General features: G+C 52.6%; 17 protein-coding genes and 4 pseudogenes. 10 read left to right on the top strand and 11 right to left on the bottom strand.

Annotation, left to right across the window (positions count from 1 at the left end):
- The first annotated feature begins 2 nt into the window (after nucleotides 1-2).
- The 6 genes and pseudogenes from xylB to AC3Y5R_RS02860 all read left to right on the top strand — a co-directional run.
- Nucleotides 3-1,520 carry a xylulokinase gene (gene xylB / locus AC3Y5R_RS02885; protein ID WP_489920055.1) on the top strand — a complete coding sequence of 506 codons (1,518 nt, stop codon included), beginning with the start codon at nucleotides 3-5 and terminating at the stop codon, nucleotides 1,518-1,520.
- On the top strand, nucleotides 1,520-3,022 hold the full coding sequence (locus AC3Y5R_RS02880; RefSeq protein ID WP_489920054.1) for a sugar ABC transporter ATP-binding protein: 1,503 nt from the start codon (nucleotides 1,520-1,522) through the stop codon (nucleotides 3,020-3,022). The genes xylB and AC3Y5R_RS02880 overlap by 1 nt, the downstream gene beginning before the upstream one ends.
- A 75-nt stretch (nucleotides 3,023-3,097) precedes the next feature.
- Nucleotides 3,098-4,075 carry an ABC transporter permease gene (locus AC3Y5R_RS02875; protein ID WP_370521032.1) on the top strand — a complete coding sequence of 326 codons (978 nt, stop codon included), beginning with the start codon at nucleotides 3,098-3,100 and terminating at the stop codon, nucleotides 4,073-4,075.
- Nucleotides 4,076-4,111: 36 nt separating this feature from the next.
- Nucleotides 4,112-5,119: a substrate-binding domain-containing protein gene (locus AC3Y5R_RS02870; protein WP_158781432.1), complete on the top strand. Its 1,008-nt coding sequence runs from the start codon at nucleotides 4,112-4,114 to the stop codon at nucleotides 5,117-5,119.
- Nucleotides 5,120-5,224: 105 nt separating this feature from the next.
- Nucleotides 5,225-5,572 (top strand): contact-dependent growth inhibition system immunity protein, encoded by a 348-nt coding sequence (locus tag AC3Y5R_RS02865; protein WP_489920053.1) that lies wholly within the window; start codon nucleotides 5,225-5,227, stop codon nucleotides 5,570-5,572.
- A 212-nt stretch (nucleotides 5,573-5,784) separates the two neighbouring features.
- Nucleotides 5,785-6,285, top strand: a pseudogene (locus AC3Y5R_RS02860) (MFS transporter); the annotation flags it as partial.
- A gap of 205 nt (nucleotides 6,286-6,490) precedes the next feature.
- On the opposite strand, the gene AC3Y5R_RS02855 reads toward AC3Y5R_RS02860, so the two are convergent.
- The 5 genes from AC3Y5R_RS02855 to AC3Y5R_RS02835 all read right to left on the bottom strand — a co-directional run bounded on the left by AC3Y5R_RS02855 (nucleotide 6,491) and on the right by AC3Y5R_RS02835 (nucleotide 12,458).
- Complete coding sequence (locus tag AC3Y5R_RS02855) at nucleotides 6,491-7,960, bottom strand: pyridoxal phosphate-dependent decarboxylase family protein (RefSeq protein ID WP_489920052.1); 1,470 nt, start codon at nucleotides 7,958-7,960, stop codon at nucleotides 6,491-6,493.
- 13 nt (nucleotides 7,961-7,973) lie between these two features.
- Nucleotides 7,974-9,356, bottom strand: coding sequence for a diaminobutyrate--2-oxoglutarate transaminase (locus AC3Y5R_RS02850; protein WP_489920165.1), 1,383 nt, complete (start codon nucleotides 9,354-9,356; stop codon nucleotides 7,974-7,976).
- Between the two features lie 565 nt (nucleotides 9,357-9,921).
- Nucleotides 9,922-11,271 (bottom strand): glycoside hydrolase family 10-like protein, encoded by a 1,350-nt coding sequence (locus tag AC3Y5R_RS02845; RefSeq protein ID WP_489920051.1) that lies wholly within the window; start codon nucleotides 11,269-11,271, stop codon nucleotides 9,922-9,924.
- 77 nt (nucleotides 11,272-11,348) lie between these two features.
- Nucleotides 11,349-11,828 carry a nuclear transport factor 2 family protein gene (locus AC3Y5R_RS02840; protein WP_489920050.1) on the bottom strand — a complete coding sequence of 160 codons (480 nt, stop codon included), beginning with the start codon at nucleotides 11,826-11,828 and terminating at the stop codon, nucleotides 11,349-11,351.
- A 48-nt stretch (nucleotides 11,829-11,876) separates the two neighbouring features.
- Entirely contained in the window at nucleotides 11,877-12,458 is a 582-nt protein-coding gene (locus tag AC3Y5R_RS02835; protein ID WP_489920164.1) for a TetR/AcrR family transcriptional regulator, read from the bottom strand.
- Nucleotides 12,459-12,539: 81 nt separating this feature from the next.
- On the opposite strand from AC3Y5R_RS02835, the pseudogene sitC (AC3Y5R_RS02830) reads away from it, so the two are divergent.
- Nucleotides 12,540-13,166, top strand: a pseudogene (gene sitC / locus AC3Y5R_RS02830) (iron/manganese ABC transporter permease subunit SitC); the annotation flags it as partial.
- Nucleotides 13,160-14,002 (top strand): metal ABC transporter permease, encoded by an 843-nt coding sequence (locus tag AC3Y5R_RS02825; RefSeq protein WP_489920049.1) that lies wholly within the window; start codon nucleotides 13,160-13,162, stop codon nucleotides 14,000-14,002. The pseudogene sitC (AC3Y5R_RS02830) and the gene AC3Y5R_RS02825, both read left to right, overlap by 7 nt.
- Before the next feature lie 977 nt (nucleotides 14,003-14,979).
- Here AC3Y5R_RS02825 and AC3Y5R_RS02820 read toward each other — a convergent pair.
- The 4 genes and pseudogenes from AC3Y5R_RS02820 to AC3Y5R_RS02805 form a co-directional block, all read right to left on the bottom strand.
- Complete coding sequence (locus AC3Y5R_RS02820) at nucleotides 14,980-16,530, bottom strand: methyl-accepting chemotaxis protein (RefSeq protein WP_489920048.1); 1,551 nt, start codon at nucleotides 16,528-16,530, stop codon at nucleotides 14,980-14,982.
- A gap of 104 nt (nucleotides 16,531-16,634) precedes the next feature.
- Nucleotides 16,635-16,868: pseudogene (gene sitC / locus AC3Y5R_RS02815) on the bottom strand (iron/manganese ABC transporter permease subunit SitC); the annotation flags it as partial.
- A 2-nt stretch (nucleotides 16,869-16,870) separates the two neighbouring features.
- Nucleotides 16,871-17,689 (bottom strand): manganese/iron ABC transporter ATP-binding protein, encoded by an 819-nt coding sequence (locus AC3Y5R_RS02810; RefSeq protein WP_489920047.1) that lies wholly within the window; start codon nucleotides 17,687-17,689, stop codon nucleotides 16,871-16,873.
- Nucleotides 17,686-18,555 (bottom strand): metal ABC transporter substrate-binding protein, encoded by an 870-nt coding sequence (locus AC3Y5R_RS02805; RefSeq protein WP_489920163.1) that lies wholly within the window; start codon nucleotides 18,553-18,555, stop codon nucleotides 17,686-17,688. The genes AC3Y5R_RS02810 and AC3Y5R_RS02805 overlap by 4 nt, the downstream gene beginning before the upstream one ends.
- Before the next feature lie 274 nt (nucleotides 18,556-18,829).
- Here AC3Y5R_RS02805 and AC3Y5R_RS02800 point away from each other — a divergent pair.
- A pseudogene (locus tag AC3Y5R_RS02800) lies at nucleotides 18,830-19,115 on the top strand (metallophosphoesterase); the annotation flags it as partial.
- Between the two features lie 63 nt (nucleotides 19,116-19,178).
- The gene (locus tag AC3Y5R_RS02795) at nucleotides 19,179-19,592 is read left to right on the top strand and encodes a helix-turn-helix transcriptional regulator (protein WP_489920046.1); all 414 of its coding nucleotides are present in this window, start codon (nucleotides 19,179-19,181) and stop codon (nucleotides 19,590-19,592) included.
- A 37-nt stretch (nucleotides 19,593-19,629) separates the two neighbouring features.
- On the opposite strand, the gene AC3Y5R_RS02790 is transcribed toward AC3Y5R_RS02795, so the two are convergent.
- The gene (locus tag AC3Y5R_RS02790; protein ID WP_489920045.1) at nucleotides 19,630-19,785 is read right to left on the bottom strand and encodes a hypothetical protein; all 156 of its coding nucleotides are present in this window, start codon (nucleotides 19,783-19,785) and stop codon (nucleotides 19,630-19,632) included.
- Nucleotides 19,786-19,872: 87 nt separating this feature from the next.
- On the bottom strand, nucleotides 19,873-21,945 hold the full coding sequence (gene glgX / locus AC3Y5R_RS02785) for a glycogen debranching protein GlgX (protein ID WP_489920044.1): 2,073 nt from the start codon (nucleotides 21,943-21,945) through the stop codon (nucleotides 19,873-19,875).
- Between the last annotated feature and the right edge of the window lie 21 nt (nucleotides 21,946-21,966).

Genomic DNA, 21,966 nt, shown 5'->3' with positions numbered 1-21,966 from the left:
CCATGGCGCTCTATGCTGGCATTGACTGCGGGACACAAGGCACCAAAGTTGTGATTGTCGACAGCGGGAAGGGCGTGATCCTTGGCGAGGGCAGCGCCGCTCACCGCCTGATCAGTGGCTCAAACGGTCGCCGTGAACAGCAGGCTGACTGGTGGATTGAAGCGCTGATCGCGGCTTTTCGTCAGGCCGTGAGCCAGGCGGGAGTGGATGCGCAACAGATCAAAGCACTGGGGGTTTCCGGTCAGCAGCATGGTTTTGTGCCGCTGGATGAGCAGGGCAACGTGCTCGGCAGCGTCAAGCTGTGGTGTGACACTGAAACCGATGCGGAAAACGAGCAGCTGTTGCACCAATTAGGCGGCATCAGCGGTTCGCTGGAGCAGCTCGGGCTGATGGTGGCCACCGGCTATACCGCGTCGAAAATCATCTGGTTCAAAAAGCACCATCCTGAACTGTGGGCACGTCTGCATACGGTATTGCTGCCGCACGACTATCTCAATTTCTGGCTGACCGGAGAACGTGTGGCTGAATATGGCGACGCCTCAGGTACCGGGTTGCTGAATATCCGCACCCGTGATTGGGATCGCCACACCGTTGAACTGATCGACGACAGTGGCCGACTGTGGAACGCATTGCCGCCTCTGAAACGCGCGGAGAGCTGCATCGGCACGCTGCTTCCTGAAGCGACGGAGAAGCTCGGCCTGTCTGCCGCAACGCTTGTGGCAACCGGCGGCGGTGACAACATGATGGCCGCCATCGGCTCCGGCAATATCGCCACCGGCACCGTAACCATGAGTCTCGGCACCTCCGGCACGCTGTTTGCCTGGTCTGGTGCGCCGGTGGTGGCAGATTCTGAGGCCATTGCGGGCTTCTGCTCCAGCAACAATGGCTGGCTGCCGCTGATTTGCACCATGAACGTCACTTCGGCCACCACTTCGGTTCAGACTTTGCTGGAAGAGGATATCTCCGGCTTCAATCAGCTGCTTGCTGAGGCGAAACCGGGTGCTGGAGGAGTGGAGATGCTGCCCTTTTTTAACGGCGAGCGCGTGCCGCAGTTACCGCATGCCCGCGCCAGCCTGCACAACCTCGACAGCGACAATTTCACCCGCGCCAATCTCTGTATGGCGGTAGTAGAAAGCGCCACTTACGGCCTGCGTTACGGCATTGACCTGTTCCGTCAGCAGGGAATTGATGCCGTTGAAATCCGTCTGACCGGCGGCGGTGCCCGTAGCGCGTGCTGGCGGCAGATTGTGGCTGATGTGATGGGCTGTCCGGTGGTTTGCCTGAAGGTGCAGGAGACCGCAGCCCTTGGCGGGGCTATTCAGGCGATGTGGGCCAGCGAGCTGGCTGTCGATCCTCAGCAGGATGCTGACTCAGTGTTGGCGGACCTCTGCCAGCGCTTTGTCTCACTGGATGAATCGACCCGAACCCTGCCTGATGCCGCACGCCAGGCGCAGTATGACCAGCGCTATCAGCGTTATCTGCAACGCCTGCAACAGACTTATCCGGAGGTGCAACTGTGATGCGCGATCCTGAAACGCAACAACCCGCTTATCTGCTGGAAGTGACCGGCGTGAGAAAAGCCTTCGGCCCGGTAGTGGCGCTGAAAAACGCCGAATTTGCTCTGCGGCGCGGATCAATTCACGCGCTCTGCGGCGGTAACGGGGCGGGAAAATCGACTTTTCTCAGCATTCTGATGGGGTTTATTCAGCCTGACGGTGGCGACATCTTCATTAATGGTGAACGCTGCGAATTCCATCACCCTAAGGAAGCACTGGCCGCTGGCGTGGCAATCGTTCAGCAGGAGCTGAGCGCCATTCCTGACCTGACCGTTGCCGAAAATATCTGGCTGGGTCGCGAGCCTCGCCGCTTTGGCTTTGTGGATTTTGCCACCCTGAACCAGCGCACCAGCGAGCTGCTGAAGGAGCTTGATTTTCGCATCTCCGCCACTGAGAAAATGCGCAACCTGAGCGTGGCCGAGCAGCAACTGGTCGAGATCGCCAAGGCGCTGTCTCACGCGAATGCCGACATCATCATCATGGATGAACCCACCTCGGCGATTGGGGAAGAGGATGCACAGAAAATATTCCAGACCATCACCCGGCTGGCGCAGAAGGGCAAAGGCATTATCTATGTTTCGCACCGCCTGTCAGAAATTTTCCAGATTGCCGACAGCTACACCATTTTCCGCGACGGCGCGTATATCCAGGAAGGGTTTATTGCTGACATCACCCGCGAACAGCTGATTGAGCACATCATCGGTGGTGAATACGACAGCGAGTTCGCCAAGTTCAATAAACCGGGCGAAGAGGTGATGATGGAAGTGAAGAACCTGCGCTGGCGTAACAAGATCAAAGACATCAGCATCCATCTGAAACGCGGCGAGATCCTCGGCATCTACGGCCTGGTCGGATCCGGCCGCAGTGAGTTCCTCGACCTGGTGTTCGGCATCAACCACGCGGACAGCGGCACCATCCAGTTGGGTGACAAAACTCTGGGCCGCCACTCGCCAAAAGAGGCGATTAAATGTGGCATTGCCTATGTCACTGAAGATCGCAAAGAGACCGGCCTGGTACTGTGCCGTTCGGTCAGCGAGAACATCAACATCTCATCCTTCGGTGCCATTAGTCGCTCCGGGTTCATTAACGAAAAGCAGGAGCAGGATCGCGCCAGCGCAATGATCAAACGCTTTAACGTGAAAACGCCGGACGGCGATCAGATTGTCGGTAACCTCAGCGGCGGTAATCAGCAAAAGGTGGTACTGGGGCGCTGGGCGCTGCTCGACCCGGAGGTGCTGCTGCTGGATGAACCCACGCGGGGAATCGATGTGGGGGCCAAGAAGGAAATTTACCGCTTTATGTCAGAATTCGCTTTGAAAAACAAAGGGATCATCATGGTCTCGTCCGAGCTTTCGGAAATCATTGGCATGAGCGACCGTATTCTGGTGTTCCGCAACGGCCAGCTGGCCGGAGAGCTCACCGCGGCGCAGGCCACCCAGGCCGGGCTGATGAAACTGGCGGTATAACAGAGAGATAATAAGATGAACAGTGCACATTCAATCACACCAGGGGTTTCGTTTTTTACACGCCATAAACGTCGTATGCACAAATACGGCATCATTATCGCTTTCTTTGTGCTCTGCCTGATTGTCGCCACCATCGGCGAGTACCAGGTGGCGAAGGGGGCCTGGAGCAGCAACTACTTCCTCAGTAATGAAAATATGCTGATCGTACTGCGTCAGGTGTCGATCAACGGCATTCTCGCCATCGGCATGACCTTCGTGATCATCACCGCCGGAGTAGACCTGTCAGTGGGATCGGTACTGGCATTAAGTGGCATTGTTGCCGCGCGTTTTGCCACCAACAACAGTGGAATGGCAATTGGTGATACCGCGCATGCGGTGATGATGCCGCTGATTATCGCGCTGGGGATCGGGATTGTTTGCGGGCTGATTAACGGCACCGTGCTGGCCCGCTATCGTCTGCAACCGTTCATTGTCACCATGGGCATGCTCTCGGCCGCACGAGGTCTGGCGATGTTAACTACCGATGGCAACCCGGTTTCTCAGCTCAACAGCGACTTCCGCTGGCTGGGGAACGGTTATGTCTCCGGCATTCCCGTCCCGGTCATTATCTTCGTTGCCCTGTTTGCTCTTGCCTGGCTGTTGCTGAATAAAACCATCTTCGGCCGCTACGTCTACGCGGTGGGCGGCAATCCGAAAAGTGCCCGAACCTCCGGTATCAGCGTGGTGCGCATCAAAGTGCTGGTTTATACCCTCTGCGCAGCGCTGGCCGGGATTGCGGGGCTGATCCTCACTGCCCGCACCGGTTCTGCCCAGACCAACGCTGGCGCGGGTTATGAGCTGGACGCCATCGCTGCGGTGGTGATTGGCGGCACCAGTATGGCCGGTGGCGTGGGCACGCTGCTGGGCACCTTCTTTGGCGTACTGATTATCGGCGTAATGAATAACGGCCTCGACCTGCTGGGTGTGCAGTCCTATTACCAGCAGATCATTAAAGGCGCCCTGATTGTAGTGGCTGTACTGCTGGACCCCTCGCGCAAACAACAGCGCGATTAACCCTACTTAAATAAAAAATCCGACCAGGAGAAAAGAATGAAAATGACCAGAATGGCATTGCTTGCCTCAGCAATGATGATGGGGGGCATGGCAGTTGCCCAGGCCGCGCCGGTGAAGATTGCGGTGCTGATGTACGGTAACAAGGCTGAGTTTGTGCAGCTGATGGAACGCTACGCCAAAGAGCATCCGGCAGTGAAGAGCGGCGATGCCGTACTGACCTTCTATGACGGACGTTACGATGCCTCGGTGCAGAACGATCAGGCGGCTACCGCCATCCAGACGCGGGCTGATGCGATTATCGTTAACCCGATGGATTTTGAAGCCAACATCGACATCGTCACCAACGCCAACGAAGCGAAAATTCCGGTGGTGGTGACCAACGCCCGTCTGAATACGGAAGAGATGACATCTGAAGTGGTTTCCAATGACGAGCTGGGCGGCTATCTGGAAGCTAAAGCGGTGCTGGATAAACTCGACTGCAAGACGAAAAAAGTGAATGTGGTGATTATCGAAGGCCCGAAAGGAGGCAGCGGTGAGATCCAGCGCGGCAAAGGCAACGACAAAGCGATTGCGGAGTGTGGTGCCGGTCAGGTGACGGTACTGGAGCGCAAGACGGCCAACTGGTCACGCGCGGAAGCTCAGCCGCTGATGGAGAACTGGCTGCAAAAACATCGCGGACAAATCAATGGCGTGATTGGGCAGAACGACGAAATGGCTCTGGGCGCAATCGAAGCGATCAAAGGTGCGGGCCTGAACGTAAAAGACTTCGCCATTGCGGGTGTTGACGGCGTTTCCGACGCTATCCATGCAGTGCAGGCTGGTGAAATGGTTTCGATCCTGCAGGATGCAAAAGGGCAGATGCAGGGCGCAATCGATGTGGCAATGCGCGCGGCTAAAGGCGACAGCTACAAGCCTGAATCCACTATCTGGCAGCAGTACGCCAAAGACCTGGCCTGGGACGGCGGCACCCAAAAACACTACTATATCCCATGGACCACAGTGACGGCGGATAATGCGCAGCAGCTGCTGGATGCCAGGAAGTAATCGTTAATCTTTCAGCGCAGTTGCCAGCGTGGCAATTGCGCTGTATCAGCCATCTCATTTATCCGTCGTAAAGCCCAGCAGTTCTTTGCCTCCCTTACTAATCTCGTGATCATATACTTTGGTCAGGACTGCGATATTTTTGACGAGAATTGTGACTTTGATAATTTGCTCAATGAATATCTCAATACATCATCAGAGTTTTCTTTGAGAATGTTACTCGCGAATTTAATTGAATTAAAGGACCAGGCTGACAGATGTGAAGTGCTGCTGGCACGCTACAAAGGTGAGTTTGCGCCGGATCGTTGGCATATGACGGCTCAGGAATGGCTTGATGTGGTAAGTCAACGCCTCATTGATTATATGAAAGAAAAGTTATTTCACTCAATTGTGGCATTTATTAGTTTTTTAAAAATGATTTCAATAAAAAAGATGTTATGGATTACTTTGAATTAGCAACACTATTTTATTGAAAAAATATATTAATGTAGATATGGGGATTTTTTAATATTTAGAGTGGCGTAGGTGAGATGATCTTCACTTCACATACATAATATCTTGTCATTAAAAAAATATTTAACCAGGCAAAAATGTAACCGGTAACGCATCGGCAATCTTATTCGTTACATAAGCCTAACATTCATTCTGTAATGGCGAGGAGAAACGGCATGAGTGCCAGTAAAGCATCGGGGAATAAGCAGAACCGGTTTACGTGGTTTGTCTGTTTTATGGCGGCTCTTTCGGGCCTGCTGTTTGGGCTTGATATCGGGGTAATTGCCGGCGCGCTACCCTTTCTGTCGAAAGATCTCCAGATCGGCAACCATGAGCAGGAGTGGGTGGTCAGTTCGATGATGTTTGGTGCCGCAATTGGTGCCCTGGCCGCAGGCTGGATGTCGTCAAAGCTGGGCCGTAAGAAAAGTATGCTGGTCGGGGCGACGCTGTTTGTGATTGGCTCGCTGTGGTCGGCGCTTTCCCCCAATGTGGAATCACTGATCTTTGCCCGCGTGCTGCTTGGGCTGGCGGTTGGCGTGGCCTCTTATACCGCGCCGCTGTATCTGGCTGAGATCGCGCCGGAGCGTATTCGCGGTTCGATGATTTCAATGTATCAGCTGATGCTGACCACCGGCATCGTAGTGGCTTATCCCGGAAATTCTGGACTTAATTGTTCCACGTCTGAGCCGTGGTGCGCTGGTCGTTGCGGATGATGCTGATTTCAACCCGGAATATCTGGAGAAAATCCACTCTTCAGAGGCATTTATCTCTGTGCCTGGCGAGGACGGGATGGAGATTTCTCTGTACGTTGGGTAGGGTTGCCTCTACAAAAAAGCCGGTAACTGAGTTACCGGCTTCTGTATATAGCGAAACGGGAAAAGATTAAGCCAGAAGCTGTTGTGCCGTGGTCTCAACCAGCGCCAGCAGGACTTTAATGTCCTCCAGGGTCACGGTTGGGTTCAGCAGCGTCATCTTCAGGCAGGTCACACCGTTATGCTCGGTCACGCCAACGTTGGCACGGCCGGAGTCCAGCAGGGCATCACCAATCCTCTGGTTCAGCAGGGCGATGGCGGCATCACCGCTGTCCGCCAGCTGAGCCGGACGATAGCGGAACAGCACGCTGGCCAGCTGAGGTTTCATCACCAGCTCCAGGGCAGGTTGCTCAGTGAGATACTGTGCTACCTGCTGTGCCAGCGTCACGCCATGATCGATGATTTCGGCATACTGCTTCTGGCCCAATGCTTCCAGCCCCATCCACAGCTTCAGCGCATCAAAACGGCGGGTGGTCTGCAGAGATTTGGAGACCAGATTCGGTACGCCCTGCGCTTCGTCGAACTCGGAGTTCAGGTAGGCCGCCTGATAACGCATCAGCTCGTAGTGACGCGCTTCTTTGAGCAGGAAGGCACCACAGCTGATGGTCTGGAAGAACTGCTTGTGGAAGTCCAGGGTAATGGAGTCCACCAGTTCAATCCCGTCCAGGTAGTCGCGATACTTCTCTGACATCAGCAGCGCGCCGCCCCAGGCTGCGTCAACGTGCACCCAGATGTTGTGCTCAGCAGCCAGACCGGCAATAGCGCGCAGCGGATCGATAGCACCTGCATCGGTAGTCCCGGCAGTTGCCACGATCGCCAGAATCTGCTCGCCATTGGCTTTGGCCTGCGCGACTTTCTCAGCCAGATCGTTCAGATCCATCCGCGCAAACTCATCAGTCTTCACCAGAGTGACGGACCGGTAGCCCAGGCCCATCAGGGCCATGTTCTTCTGCACGGAGAAGTGCGCGTTCTCGGAACACAGCACTTTAATCTTCTTCAGATCGCCTGGCAGACCATCCTGCTGAACAGAGTGCCCCTGGCGGGCAAAGAACGCATCGCGGGCCAGCATCAGACCCATCAGGTTGCTTTGAGTGCCGCCGCTGGTGAACACGCCAGCATCGCCAGACTGATAGCCAACCTGCGTCCGCAGCCATTCAATCAGCTTGATCTCGATAAGAGTCGCTGACGGGCTCTGGTCCCAGGAGTCCATGCTCTGGTTGGTGGCGTTAATCATCACCTCGGCGGCCTGGCTGATCACCAGGCTCGGGCAATGCAAATGCGCAACGCACTGCGGGTGGTGTACCGACAGGCTGTCTTTCAGGAAGAACTCAATCGCGCGCTCAATAGCGGCCTGGTTGCCCAGGCCCTGAGGATTAAAGTCCAGCTTGATACGCTCACGCAGTTCAGCAACGGATTTCCCCTGGTACATCTCAGGTTGTTGCAGCCACTGCACCACCGCCGTGCTGCTCTGGGCAATGGCTTGCTGGTAGGCTTCAGTGCTTTGCGCTGAAGCGGCCAGAATCGGATTAGACCGGGACATCAACTTACTCCACTCAGACTGGTTTGACGCCAGCGGCAATCAGGGCTTGTTCAAATTTATCCATGAAGATCCCCAGCTCGTCGTTGGTGATCAGCAGGGAAGGGAGCAGACGCAGAACGGTGCCGTTACGACCACCACGCTCCAGAATTACACCCGCTTCGAAGCATTTTTTCTGCAGCAGTGCTGACAGCTCCGGATCGGCAGGGTAGCTACCCATATGATCAGGCGCTTCGTTTGGCTTGACGATTTCCATACCAATCATCAGGCCCAGACCGCGCACGTTACCGATGACCGGGAAGCGCTTCTGCATCTCAGCCAGTTTGCCTTTCAGCCATTCGCCCTGAGCGGCAACTTTGTCCGCGATTTTATTGTCTTTCAGGTACTTGATGGTGGTGAGGCCGGTAGCCATCGCCAGCTGGTTACCACGGAAGGTGCCGGTATGGTGGCCCGGAGACCAGACATCCATTTCCTTCTTAATACCCAGTACGGCCAGCGGCAGACTGCCACCTACGGCTTTGGACATCACGATGATATCTGGCTCAATGCCAGCGTGTTCGAAGGCGAACTGTTTGCCGGTACGGCAGAAGCCAGCCTGAACTTCATCAAGGATCAGCACGATGCCGTGTTCTTTAGTGACTTTACGGATACGCTGTAGCCATTCAGCCGGTGCCGGGTTGGCTCCGCCTTCACCCTGGAGTGCTTCCAGGATTACCGCTGCCGGTTTGCGCACGCCGCTTTCAACGTCGTTGATCAGGTTTTCGAAGTACCAGGTCAGTGCCTTGACGCCCGCTTCGCCACCAATGCCCAGCGGGCAACGGTATTCGTGAGGGTATGGCATAAACTGCACTTCCGGCATCATGCCGTTTACTGCTTCTTTCGGGCCCAGGTTGCCGGTGACTGCCAGCGCGCCGTGGGTCATGCCGTGGTAGCCGCCGGAGAAGCTGATCACGCCTGAACGGCCGGTGTACTTCTTGGCCAGTTTCAGCGCAGCTTCAACCGCATCAGCACCGGATGGGCCAGTGAACTGCAGGCAGTACTCTTTGCCCTGACCCGGTAACAGGGAGAGCAGATATTCGGAGAACTGATCCTTTAAAGGCGTGGTCAGATCTAAAGTATGTAACGGCAAGCCGCTGGTAATGACACTCTGGATGCTCTGCAGTACATCAGGATGGTTATGTCCAAGCGCCAGCGTTCCCGCACCGGCCAGGCAATCAAGGTACTGATTGTTCTCAACGTCGGTGATCCAGACGCCCTGAGCTTTCGCAATCGCTAACGGTAATTTGCGCGGATAACTTCTGACATTCGATTCAAATTCAGCCTGTCGCGCCAAATAGGTTTCGTTGTTACCATTTGAGGTGTTCGCAACTAAAGTATCAATACGGACTTTATCCGTCATCATATCTCTCCTACAACTCCGGGTTATCTGTAACGCCGTAGTTGAATAAATGAATTAAAAAAAACTGCAGGTGAAAAACGCGCCCAATATATGGCTTTTCACTCTGCATCTCAATCATTAATTTCGTTCAGTTTAGCTTAATGTTTTACTATATGAATCAGTATGTTGGTAAGGAAGTGACCGAAGATGCTGTCCTCAGTAAGATAGGTGGTCATTAATAAGGCACGAAAAGAATGGCTTAAGTGCCAAAACGGCACCGGGGGCGGGTTGGCGCGGGGCTGGAATAAACCAAAAAAAAGTTAACAAATATTACACGTAAACGAAGCGCGAAATATCCTGGTAGGCTTTATTGTGCTAAAAATAGAGTTTATTTACAGCCTATTAACATTCGGAGCGTCAGATGCTCGGTAACTTCTTCCAGCAGTCGTGGCAAGATAGGGAAGATCAGCCCAATCCCAACTGCGTCCAGGCAAATGGCAGTCAAGATCACCACAAGGGAGCACTCAGGATTCAAAGGCTGCGACAACGGCTTTCCTCAGACTGGTCGATCAGGGAGCGCTTGGGGTTAAGGCTGCTTACCCCAGTGGCTTCTGAGATAATCGACGGCTTGCTGAGTCTGTGGCTGATTGAGGTAGTTTTCCCGGAACAGAATAGTGCCAGCTATCCCTGGCGTGGATTCGTTCATATCAATCTGCTTTTTCAGCTCCGGCACGCCGTTATTTATCGTCCAGTCTGGTTCAATTTTTGAGGGTTCACCCACTTTGTACAACGCAATGCCGATATAAAGCTGCGTCTTCGTTGGCTTCACCACATCGGCCCACCATTTTGCCAGCACGTCATAGCGGGCTGCGCTACGTGAGAAGGGCCAGTAGAGCTGCGGGGCAATGTAATCCAGCAGGCCGTGTTGCACCCAGCGGCGGGTATCAGCATAAGATTCATCATAGGCCGCTGCTCCCCGGGTATCAGAACCGGCGGGATCGTGTGACAAATTACGCCAGACTCCAGCAGGGCTTACGCCGAATTCAACACCGGGTTTCAGTTGCTTGATAGTGCGGGAAACCTGTTCAATCAGCAACTGAGTATTGTGCCGCCGCCAGTCAGCTTTCGAGGCAAACTCCTGACCGTATTGCCGGAGGGTCTGGCCGTCATTGAGCTGTGAAGCCGCCGTTTCGGCATAAAAATAGTCATCAAACTGCACGCCATCAATCGGATAGCGGGCAACAACTTCGGCCACGATGCTGGTGATCCAGTCCCGAACTTCCGGGATACCGGGATCGAGAACAAAACGATCGCCAGCGGTACGTACCCAGTCACGGTGCAGGACAAACACGCTGGCCGGATGCAAAGATATCGTACGGTTCAGTTGCGTGACGGTGGACGGTTTGGTATTAACAGAGACGCGATAGGGATTAAACCAGGCGTGAACTTTCATGCCGCGTTTGTGCGCTTCATCGAGAATAAATTGCAGCGGATCATAGCCAGGATCGTCGCCAATTTCGCCAGTCAGCATATCTGACCAGGGCAAAATTTTAGATGGCCACAAAGCGGTGCCGTCAGGTTTAACCTGGAAGAAGACCGTATTGATGCCAATATTTTGCAGTTTATTGAGTTTCGCGAGCAACGCCTCTTTTTGCTGGCTGATACGCTGTGTCGGACTCCCGGCAGTCACCGAGGCAACAGGTGGCCAGTCAAGACGTGAAACGGTTGCCAGCCAGACGCCCCGCACTGGCTCATGACTCTGTGCAGGTTTGGGCGGAAGTGTCGGTCTGGTGTCAGGCGGTAATGGAGTAACCAGCGATACCGGAGGTGTGGAGGAACAATTGGCCAGTAAAAGAGCCGCGACAATAAGAGCAACTGCTTTTTTTACTGGCGATATGCGTAAATATTCGGGAAAGAGAGCGATGATAAACTCCATTTTTTTACTGGCAATTGTTCCTGAACAAGCATTTTCTTCTTATCCCGATCAAAGTCAACCATCCCCAGCGGCCTGGATCACAATCCCAGCTCTGACAACCCGGGATGATCATCCGGGCGACGTCCCAGCGGCCAGTGATATTTGCGCTCAGACTGCTGGATTGGCAGATCATTGATGCAAGCGAATCGCCGGGTCATCAGGCCGTCTTCGCCAAATTCCCAATTTTCATTGCCATAGGACCGGAGCCAGTTTCCTGAATCGTCATGCCATTCATAAGCGTAGCGAACGGCGATCCTGTTACCGGTGAAGGCCCACAGTTCTTTAATAAGACGATACTCCAGCTCTTTATGCCATTTGCGGGTGAGGAAGGCTTTGCACTCCTCGCGGTTAGTCACAAAATCGGCGCGATTCCGCCACCGGGTGTCAACAGAATAAGCCAGTGAGACTTTTTCTGGATCACGGCTGTTCCAGCCATCTTCTGCCAGACGAACTTTCTCGGTTGCTGACTCAAGAGTGAAGGGGGGAAGCGGTGGGCGTGTGGGTGAAAGTTCGTACATAATCGTTCCTTAGTTGATTAGCTGTTTAACCGTTTACCTGAGACAGATTTATTGCACTGTCAGCGGACAGGCCCGATCCAGCAACGAATTTGCAATGGCTTTGGCATTCTCCGCTGCCTCAATATCTCCCGTGACTCTCGCCACGGTTATTGATCCATCAATCAGAATAAGCAGTTGTCTGGCCAGCACCAGGGGTTGCGCGCACTGAGCCTGTTCGCATAACAAGAGGACATACTCCAGCAGTTTTTGTTTATGTAACTTACTTATTTGGCGAACCGGATCCGCAGGATTGCCGATTTCCCCTGCAGTATTAATAAACGCACAGCCGTGAAACCCTGGCGAGGTAAACCAACCAGTGAGCACAGTGAACATCCCGGTGATGCGCTCTCGGGCACCACGGGTTTTCTCTGTCTCACGACTGAACCACTCCATCCATCGCAAGTCACGTGCGGTTAACGCAGCGACGGCAATGTCGTCTTTGTTGGCAAAATGCAGATAAATACTTTTTCTGGCTACGCCAGATGTTCTTACCAGCAGCTCCATGCTCGTTGCCTGTAATCCTTCTTCATAAATCAACTTTTCAGCGGTGGTAAGAATTTTATTCCGGGTAACGGTGCTTTTCGTTTTCATACTTACAAAAGTAGAATGATCGTTCCACCATGTCAAGCGGAGTATGCGCCACCGCATTTTTTTGCCTAAAGCCTGGCTTGCATGCTGTTTCTTAATCAGAGAACCCGTCTGAAGGAGGACGCGATTATCGGGCTGATCTTCTCTTCCTTTTTTGGTCTTGGCCTTTTTATGGTGTCGCTGAGTCCTGCCTCAGTCAATATTCAGACCATTGTTCTGGGCAATATTCTTGCGATTACCACAGAGGATATCGTACAGCTTTCAATTATTGGCGCAGTCTCTGTGGTCGTGCTGTTTTTCAAATGGAAATATTTGATGGTGACTTTTTTTGATGAAAACCATGCACGAGCGGTCGGTTTGCACCCGGCGCGCCTGAAGGTTTTGTTCTTTATTCTGTTATCAGTGTCGACCGTTGCCGCATTGCAAACGGTGGGGGCTTTTCTGGTTATTTGTCTGGTGGTGACGCCCGGTGCCACAGCATGGATGCTGACAGATCGATTCCCACGGCTGCTGTGTATTGCGGTGGCGATAGGCAGTATTACCAGTTTTCTGGGCGCATGGGCGAGTTATTATCTGGACGGCGCAACGGGAGGCGTGATTGTCGTGGCACAAACGATGCTGTTCCTGTTGGCCTTTATTTTTGCACCGACTCATGGTTTGCTGGCTAACCGGCGGCGCGCGCGGTTAATCGCCGGGAGGAAAGAATGCTGACGTTATTAGCCGAGCCTTTTCAGTTCGGATTTATGAATAATGCGTTGTTGATTGCATTGGTTGTCGCTATTCCCTGTGCGCTGCTGTCGGTATTTCTGGTCCTGAAGGGCTGGGCATTGATGGGGGATGCAATGAGCCATGCTGTATTTCCCGGCGTGGTGTTGGCCTGGATGATAGGGGTCCCGCTGGCGATCGGCGCTTTTGTCGCCCGATTATTCTGCGCGCTGGCGACCGGTTTCCTGAAAGATAACAGCCGTATCAAGCAGGATACCGTGATGGGCATTGTTTTTTCCGGCATGTTCGCTGCAGGGCTGATTTTGTATATCGCGGTGAAACCTGAAGTCCATCTCGATCATATTTTGTTTGGCGATATGCTGGGGATTAATAATCAGGACATCCTGCAGACAGGTGTTATCACGTTATTTATTGTACTGGTAATTAGTTTCAAATGGCGCGACTTTCTGCTTTTCTGTTTCGATTATCAACAAGCGAAGGTCTGCGGTCTGCGTACCCGATGGTTACATTACGGCTTGCTGTGTATGGTGTCGTTAACCATTGTGGCCACACTGAAAGCCGTGGGGATAATTTTATCAGTCTCTTTGTTAATTGCTCCCGGTGCCATTGCAGTATTGCTGACAACGAGATTCCATCGGGCGTTGCTGATTGCCGTGGCCATTTCGGTTGCCGTCTCCCTCAGTGGCGTTTATATTTCGTTCTTTCTCGATAGCGCACCGGCTCCAACAATTGTTGTTCTGTTCGCCTGCGTGTTTATTGTTGTATTTACAGTGACAAGCTATAAAGCGCAACGGCGGGAAAAGCTATTGGTACATCATTAACACGATGTGATCAGAGGGCAGGGAAGAGCAATGCCTTACAAAAGGCTCCATGCACCTTACTCCGTTGGGTGTTCAACTTTTGGGGTGCAGTTCAAAAAGAGGCTTGAAGCTTATTTGATCTCAGTGATGAAGTTCTCGCGTGAACGACGAACTTTTTTCAGATTAACCAGCCAGTCGCCTTCATCTGCACGGTAGCCCAGTGGCAGAATGATCACGCTGCGCAGATTTTTCGCAGATAATAGAACCAGGGAAATGATTTATGTTAAATAGAAAACGCGCTGTGTGAAATCTGACGTACAGAGGGTGCCGAAGATAAAAAAAATTCACGTAGCGACGCCATTTTAATTTGGTGTATTAAGCGAGGTATCTCAGTATGAGTACACCATAATGGCACTACCTGGTTGCTAAAAGTCGGTTATCGATATGCCGCTGGAAGTCGCAGTGTTCTGGAAAGACAGGCTATCAGGCGCGTGGCGAAAATGGCATTACTGGCAGAAAGTATTTTATCAAAGGCGGCGACCAACGCAGTCATCAGTTGCACACGTTTGCCGCAGGTGATGAGCAAAGAGAGATTATCTGATTGAGCATCCGGTGTTAGCAGAACAGTATGTACAGGTTAAACATAACGATGCAGGCCTTTGAAAACGACGTTCATCAATACAGCCATCTGAAAGAAGGTTTCATCAAAAGGCATCTTAAGCGGGTAATGGAAAGCAGTCAGTCAGTCGGCCGATCGTTGGCAAGGCGCGTCAGCACTGGCAATGGTCAAAATACCGGATTTCACGCATCACCATATCGGTACGCATAATGTATATTATGTTAAATAAAGCATTGAGGAGGACCCTCCTCTCCAGCCATTTCCAGGCACAACCGTGAAAAATCGGAAAGCCTACAGGATGAGCCGATAGACTCCCGCCACGAATCCGCTAATCACCAGCTCCGCCAGAAGAAGAGGATCGTTGATATAACTCTCATAATCAGGCTTTATCAAGACGGAACACGCCGACTATCGTCTGCAGATTAAGCGATTGTTCCTGCATTGAAGTGGCTGCGGCGGCAGACTCCTCAACCAGCGAGGCATTCTGCTGCGTGGTGGTATCGATTTGCCCCATCGCAATATTAATCTGGCCGATACCGTCGCTCTGCTCGCGACTGGCCTGAGCAATTTCCTCGATCAGTTGGATCATATTTTGAACATTGCCGATAATTTCTCCCATGCCACCGTCAGCCTGCTCTACCAGGCTGCGACCGGAGGCAATGCGCGCAACCGAATCATCAATCAGTACTTTGATCTCACGCGCCGCAGATGCACTACGTTGTGCCAGATTGCGCACTTCGCTGGCTACCACCGCAAATCCCCGGCCAGACTCACCCGCGCGTGCCGCCTCTACAGCTGCGTTCAGCGCCAGAATATTTGTCTGGAAGGCTATGCCGTCGATAACCTGAATGATGTCGGACATTCTGGACGACGAGTGATAAATCTCCTGCATTCGCGTTGAGACTTCATTCATTACCGCGCCGTTTTGTTTTACTACCAATGACGTGGCGCTAACGTACTTTTTTGCCCTTTCGGTATTAGCTGCTGTGTTATCAATAGTCGAAGAAAACTCCTCCAGGGTGGCGGCAGTCTGCTCAATACTGGTAGCCTGAGCTTCGGTGCGGCTGGCAAGATCGGTGTTTCCACAACTGATTTCAGCAGCGGCCAGAGTGATACTGTCAGCACCATTACGGACTTTCTGTACGGTGCTACGTAGATTTTCTGTCATTTCCCGTAATGACAGCATCAGTTGACCCAACTGATCTCTGGAATCGACCACCACAGTGATCCCAAGGTTTCCATCTGCGACTTCTCGTGCCACCGTTACCGCCGCGTGAAGCGGTTTAGTAATACTACGTGTTATCAGCCATGCCAGTAAGCCACCAACCACAATAGCAAAAATCCCCAGCATGATCAGAGACTGAATGGCAGAAGTGCCATTATTCTGAATGGTGTCGCCACAGACATCAGTCATACTTTTTTCGTATTCTACAAATGCTTTAACACTGTCAGAATAGACGGCCATCGCGGGCAACAGGGTACTTTTTATTGCGGTATTGACCGCCTCCTCTTCCCCCTGCTGACTGCTCCGGATTATGTCAGTCCGCGTGGTGGTATAGACTATTCTTTTTTCAGCAATGGTTTTCAATAACTGACGGCCTTTCTCCGAGACCACGATACTATCAAGTTGCTTTTGTAGTTGGCTGGCCCGCTCTGAATTTTGCTTCATTCTGGCAGCGGCATACTGTTTAATTTCTTCGTTCTTCGTCGCTACCACTGTCAGCCCAAGAGCGGCATTCGTATTAATAATTGACAGCCATTCAGTTGCCAACCTTTCGCTCACAAGGTAATAACCCGTCACGCGATCAGTTTCATGCAGGATGCCGACAATGCGAAATATACCGATGACCGCCATGCCGGTGACCAGCACCAGCACAAGGAAAAAACCGCTACCAAGTCGCGCTCCGACTCCAAGATCTCGTATTTTCATTTTTGTATCTCCATCCAGTAACTTAGCTTACCGACAGACGCTGTAAAAATGCGGCTGATTGTTAATATAATGTTGCCTTGCGTTAATCTTGGTTATCGGTCTGAGCTACCCGCCGCCAGACCACCAGATACAAAGGCACCCACCGCAAACGGCAGCCCAAGCATATAAGCGCCTGCCACACCCGGAACAATAGAGTGTGACAGCGCGTCACCAATCAGTGACCAGCCTTTCAGCATCAGATAGCAGGATAAAAATGCACAGAGCCCACCGACCATCGCTGAAACCCACATAGCATTAAGCATGTACTGATAACCAAACGGTTCCATTAGCCAGCCCATTGTCATCCCCCCTTATCGTCGGCCTGAAGACGACGCGAAATAAACGGGCGCTCATCGTCAGTAATGATTCTGTCCTCCGAACCATTTAGCACCACGTGGCGCAGGACGCCACTGAAAGCTAGCTCAAGATTGTCGGTGGTAAAGGTTGTTTCTGTTGGACCACTCGCCAGTACCGTTCCTTTAACCATCACGGTGTAATCACAGAATTCGGTAACCGAACCCAGGTTATGAGTGGAAACCAGCATCGTTTTTCCTTCATCACGAAGCTCGCGCAGCAGGCTGATAATTTTTGCCTCTGTTTTCACATCCACGCCGGTAAACGGCTCATCGAGCAGAATGACCTCTCCCTGTTGAGCAATGGCGCGGGCAAGAAAGACTCGTTTTTTTTGACCACCGGACAGCTCACCAATCTGCCGGTGCCGGTAATCCTGCATATCCACCCGCTCAAGCGCCTGCGTGACAATTCGCCGGTCCTCTGCTGATGAAATGCGCATGAATCCCATACGGCCATAGCGCCCCATCATCACCACATCTTCCACCAGAACCGGAAACGACCAGTCGACCTCTTCGGATTGCGGCACATAGGCAATGACGTTACGTTGTAACGCTTGCCGGACAGTCATATCCAGAATCGAAATCTTCCCGCATGACAGACGGACAAATCCCATCACCGCTTTAAACAGTGTTGATTTACCGGAACCGTTGACCCCTACCAGAGCCGCGACGGATCCGGTGGGAACGCTGAAAGAAGCATTTTGCAAAGCGGTATGGCCGTTGCGGTAACTCACGGTAACGTTGGACACAACAATGCCCTGCATCATTTCTGTTCCTTAATACCGTCTTTAATGCCCTGTACAACCGTGCTGGTCGTGACATTTAACAGGTCAATATAGGTAGGCACGGGTCCGGTTGCGGGGCTGAGTGAATCGACATACAGCACACCACCGTAATGCGCACCAGTTTCACGCGCGACCTGGCGGGCGGGCTTATCTGAAATGGTACTTTCGCTGAACACCGCCGGTATATGATGTTGTTTAACCAGGGCGATCACTCTGCGTACCTGTTGCGGTGAACCCTGCTGATCGGCATTGATTGGCCACAAATAGAGTTCTTTCAGCCCGAGATCGCGCGCCAGATATGAAAACGCCCCTTCACTGGAGACCAGCCAGCGCTGATTGGCCGGCAGTTCCGCCACTTGCTTACGCAGTGGCTCAAGGGTCGCAATGATCTGTTTCTTATAGGTTTCCGCATTCTGTTGATAGGTCGTTGCATTAGCGGGATCGTACTTCATCAGAGCGTCGCGGATATTATCGATATACATTAAGGCGTTATCTGGTGACATCCAGGCATGAGGATTGGGCTTGCCGTTATAGGGCCCTTCCGTTCTGCCCATCGGGACGATCCCCGTGGTGACCACAACTTCCGGGACGCCCTTAAGATGTTGAAAAAATTTACGGAACCACATCTCCAGATTCATGCCGTTCGACAGAATAAGTTGCGCTTTCTGTGCTCGTTTAATATCGCCCGGCGTCGGCTGATATTCATGGATCTCTGCCCCTGGTTTGGTGATTGAACTCACTTCCGCCGCATCTCCGGCCACATTTCTGGCCATATCCGCGATCACGGTGAAAGTGGTAATGACTCTGAATTTATCTGCAGCATGGACGTTGACGTTGGCGAACAGCATCAGAGCAGCGGAAAGCAGTACCACATGACTTTTTCTCATTAAGTGCATCAGAAATCCCCTGAGGTGACGAAAATTAAGATAAGTATAGCTTCTGCTATATTATATAGTACAAGCTAATTTCAAATGGTAATGATTCTCTTTACGGACAGCGTGAGAGGCGACAGTCATTGCAAACTCTATTGTCATTGCTGTAACTTCCCTGAACCCTTTGGGATTTGCCCAAAATGACATTAAAGCTGTCATCTGCCTCAAGTTATGGAAGGTGTTTAATATTCCGGAAAATGCGCCGGTGATCCTGCTCGATCATCAGCCGAAAAATGCCCGTCAGAATGCGGTCCACGGTGTGGATTTACAGCTTTCTGGTCACACCCACGGTGGGCTGATTATTGGTTTCGATCGGCTGTTTTTGAAACCTAACGCAGGTTTTGTCTCGGGCCTTTATGACGTGGATAACATGGAAGCTCTATGTTAACAACGGTACCGCGCTCTGGCCGGGGATGGCGATCAGAATTGGCCGCCCTTCAGAACTGACGCGCATTACGCTGACCAGAAAACGTTAACCCACTGCAAAGCAGGGTTCTCTTTACCCTCAGTCGTCATGTTCATCAAGGATAATTCACGGTATGTCAAGAACCAGTCGCCTGTTTGAACTCATCAGTATCCTGCGCGCGCGCAGAACCCCGGCTACGGCTCTTCAACTGGCGCATGAACTGGGCATCTCGCAGCGGAGCGTATACAGGGACATTGATACCCTGCGTTCGCTGGGTGCCCCTCTGGAGGGACAGGCAGGGATCGGCTTTTGCCTGAGAGAGGGTTTTTTCCTTCCCGAATTCGCGTTTTCACTGGACGAACTGGATGCGTTAGTCCTTGGTCTGGGCTGGGTGCGTCAGCGAGGTGAACCTGCTCTGGCAAAAAGCAGTGACAGTGCTTTGGCAAAAATCTTTGCTGCCATAAACAGCGGTACTGCGTTGAACCATGAACCCCCTGCTCTGGTGAGCGCAACCAGCGCGCCTGAGACGATGGACCCTCCGCAGTGAGCTTTGTTGCGCGATGCTATCCGTCGGCAACGCAAAATTACGGTTGGCTATGAAGACGTTGAACTTCACGGCCGATGCCAGGATGGGCATACTCCGGGTTTTCACGCCAGTTGCTGTCAGAGGCCCCTTGATGGCTGCAGGACGCAACCAGCATCAGGGCTGGCAAAATTGTCATTTTAATCATGCTGTTCATACTCATCCTGGAGTAAACAGGCAACGGGTGTTCCAGTTTATCGCGACTGATGTCAGCTTAACAGGGCGCGGTTAAGCGCCCTGTTCATTAAGGCCGGCGGAACAGAGCCAGACTGCGGCCTTCCAGCCCGTAATCCTTTTCTTTATTGATCACCATACCGTGCCTGCCGGTATCACCTGTAGTGAGTTCCAGCACCCAGCCCCCTTCACCAAACTGCGGGATGCGGAACGGCACATTGCCTTCAAAAGGATTAAGCAGGATCAGCACGTCATGCCAGATACTTTCCTCTGTTTGCAGGTCGGGACGGCCGATATAGACCCCAAGAGTCGAACCTTCATCCCACTGTTCAGACTGCTGGAAACCGCCACCGGCATTAAACCATTTGATGTCCATCCCATCCCGCCAGTTCTCGCGGCGCAGCAGCGGCTGCTCTGCCCTCAGCCTGATAACATGACGGGTAAACTCGCGCAGCGTCTCGCTGCTTTCAGGCAGGTTTTCCCAGTGGATCCAAGAGATCTCGCTGTCCTGGCAGTAACCGTTATTATTGCCGAGTTGACTGCGGCCAAATTCGTCTCCGGCCAGCAACATCGGCGTTCCATGCGAGAAGAACAGCGTGGCGAGAAAATTACGCTTCTGCCGTTCACGTACCGCATTGATGCCTTCATCGTCAGTCGGTCCTTCGGCACCGTAATTGTATGATCGGTTGTCATTATGGCCGTCGTTGTTATCTTCACCGTTGGCTTCGTTATGTTTTTCGTTCCAGGAAACCATATCGTTAAGCGTAAAGCCGTCATGGGCGGTGATAAAATTGACGCTCGACCAGGGCCGACGGCCGCGCTGATCGTAGAGGTCGCCGGACCCCAGCAGACGGGCTGCAAAATCGGTCGACACGTTATCGCCCTTCCAGTATTCCCGCACCGTATCGCGGTACTTGTCGTTCCACTCCGCCCAGCCAGGCGGGAAGCCGCCAACCTGATAACCGCCAGGGCCAATATCCCAGGGTTCGCCAATCAGCTTCAACTTTGACAGTATCGGATCCTGCATAATCGCATCGAAGAAGCCGCCCCGCTGATCAAAGCCTTCCGGCTCACGGCCCAGAATAGTCCCCAAATCGAAGCGAAAACCGTCGATATGCATCGATTCAGCCCAGTAACGCAGGGAATCCATGATCATTTGCAATACTCGCGGGTGTGAGGTGTTCACCGTATTGCCGGTGCCGGTATCATTAATGTAATAACGATGCTGATCGGGCAACGTGCGGTAATAGGAGAAGTTATCGATGCCTTTAAATGAAAGCGTCGGACCAAGTTCGTTACCTTCAGCGGTGTGGTTATATACCACGTCAAGGATCACCTCGATACCGGCATCGTGGAACGCCCGCACCATATCGCGAAAGCCCTGAATACCCCTCGGCCCGAAATAGCGCGTGGCCGGGGCGAAGAATGCCAGCGTGTTATATCCCCAAAAATTCTTCAGCCCTTTATCGAGCAGATGCTGATCGTCCGGGAACCAGTGTACCGGCAGCAGTTCAACGGAGGTGACACCCAGGCTTTTGATGTAATCAACGGTGGAGTGGTGCGACATCCCGTCGTAGGTGCCCCGCCGTTCTTGCGGAATGGCCGGATTCAGTTGGGTGAACCCTTTTACGTGGGTTTCATAAACCACGGTTTTTGACCAGGGGATCACTGGCCGGTTGTTATCCTGCCAGTCAAATTCATTGGGGTCGATAACCCGGCACTTGGGCATATATGGCGCGCTGTCCTGAGTGTCGAAGCTCAGATCCTTGTCCTCATCCTGCAGATCGTAGGCATAGTGAGCTTCATTCCATTCAATATCACCGGCCAGCTCCCGTGCATAGGGGTCGATCAGCAGCTTGTTGGGGTTAAAACGGTGACCATTTTCTGGCTCATAGGGGCCGTGAACGCGATAGCCATACAGCGCACCGGGCTGTAATCCCGGTACATAGCCATGCCAGATTTCATTGGTGTATTCCGGCAGCTCCAGCCTGGCGATCTCCTCTTTGCCACTGGCATCATAAAGACAAAGCTCAATGCGCTCCGCGTGCGCGGAAAAAATAGCGAAGTTGACCCCTTCACCATCGTAATTAGCGCCGAGCGGCAGGCTTTCACCTGCCGTAATAATCAGTTTGACGTCAGACATACTTTCCTCGCCATCAGTTGA

The sequence above is a fragment of the Erwinia sp. 009765445 genome, assembly GCF_058137865.1.
The sequence above is the reverse complement of the archived record's forward strand: the minus strand, read 5'-3'. Positions and strand labels throughout refer to the sequence as shown.

Excerpts from the sequence above, each read along its gene's own strand:
- xylB (WP_489920055.1), top strand. The coding sequence starts at position 3 with ATGGCGCTCTATGCTGGCATTGACTGCGGGACACAAGGCACCAAAGTT.
- AC3Y5R_RS02880 (WP_489920054.1), top strand. The coding sequence starts at position 1,520 with ATGCGCGATCCTGAAACGCAACAACCCGCTTATCTGCTGGAAGTGACC.
- AC3Y5R_RS02875 (WP_370521032.1), top strand. The coding sequence starts at position 3,098 with ATGCACAAATACGGCATCATTATCGCTTTCTTTGTGCTCTGCCTGATT.
- AC3Y5R_RS02870 (WP_158781432.1), top strand. The coding sequence starts at position 4,112 with ATGAAAATGACCAGAATGGCATTGCTTGCCTCAGCAATGATGATGGGG.
- AC3Y5R_RS02855 (WP_489920052.1), bottom strand. The coding sequence starts at position 7,960 with ATGTCCCGGTCTAATCCGATTCTGGCCGCTTCAGCGCAAAGCACTGAA.
- AC3Y5R_RS02850 (WP_489920165.1), bottom strand. The coding sequence starts at position 9,356 with ATGACGGATAAAGTCCGTATTGATACTTTAGTTGCGAACACCTCAAAT.
- AC3Y5R_RS02845 (WP_489920051.1), bottom strand. The coding sequence starts at position 11,271 with ATGGAGTTTATCATCGCTCTCTTTCCCGAATATTTACGCATATCGCCA.
- AC3Y5R_RS02840 (WP_489920050.1), bottom strand. The coding sequence starts at position 11,828 with ATGTACGAACTTTCACCCACACGCCCACCGCTTCCCCCCTTCACTCTT.
- AC3Y5R_RS02835 (WP_489920164.1), bottom strand. The coding sequence starts at position 12,458 with ATGAAAACGAAAAGCACCGTTACCCGGAATAAAATTCTTACCACCGCT.
- AC3Y5R_RS02825 (WP_489920049.1), top strand. The coding sequence starts at position 13,160 with ATGCTGACGTTATTAGCCGAGCCTTTTCAGTTCGGATTTATGAATAAT.
- AC3Y5R_RS02820 (WP_489920048.1), bottom strand. The coding sequence starts at position 16,530 with ATGAAAATACGAGATCTTGGAGTCGGAGCGCGACTTGGTAGCGGTTTT.
- AC3Y5R_RS02810 (WP_489920047.1), bottom strand. The coding sequence starts at position 17,689 with ATGATGCAGGGCATTGTTGTGTCCAACGTTACCGTGAGTTACCGCAAC.
- AC3Y5R_RS02805 (WP_489920163.1), bottom strand. The coding sequence starts at position 18,555 with ATGCTGTTCGCCAACGTCAACGTCCATGCTGCAGATAAATTCAGAGTC.
- AC3Y5R_RS02795 (WP_489920046.1), top strand. The coding sequence starts at position 19,179 with ATGTCAAGAACCAGTCGCCTGTTTGAACTCATCAGTATCCTGCGCGCG.
- AC3Y5R_RS02790 (WP_489920045.1), bottom strand. The coding sequence starts at position 19,785 with ATGAACAGCATGATTAAAATGACAATTTTGCCAGCCCTGATGCTGGTT.
- glgX (WP_489920044.1), bottom strand. The coding sequence starts at position 21,945 with ATGTCTGACGTCAAACTGATTATTACGGCAGGTGAAAGCCTGCCGCTC.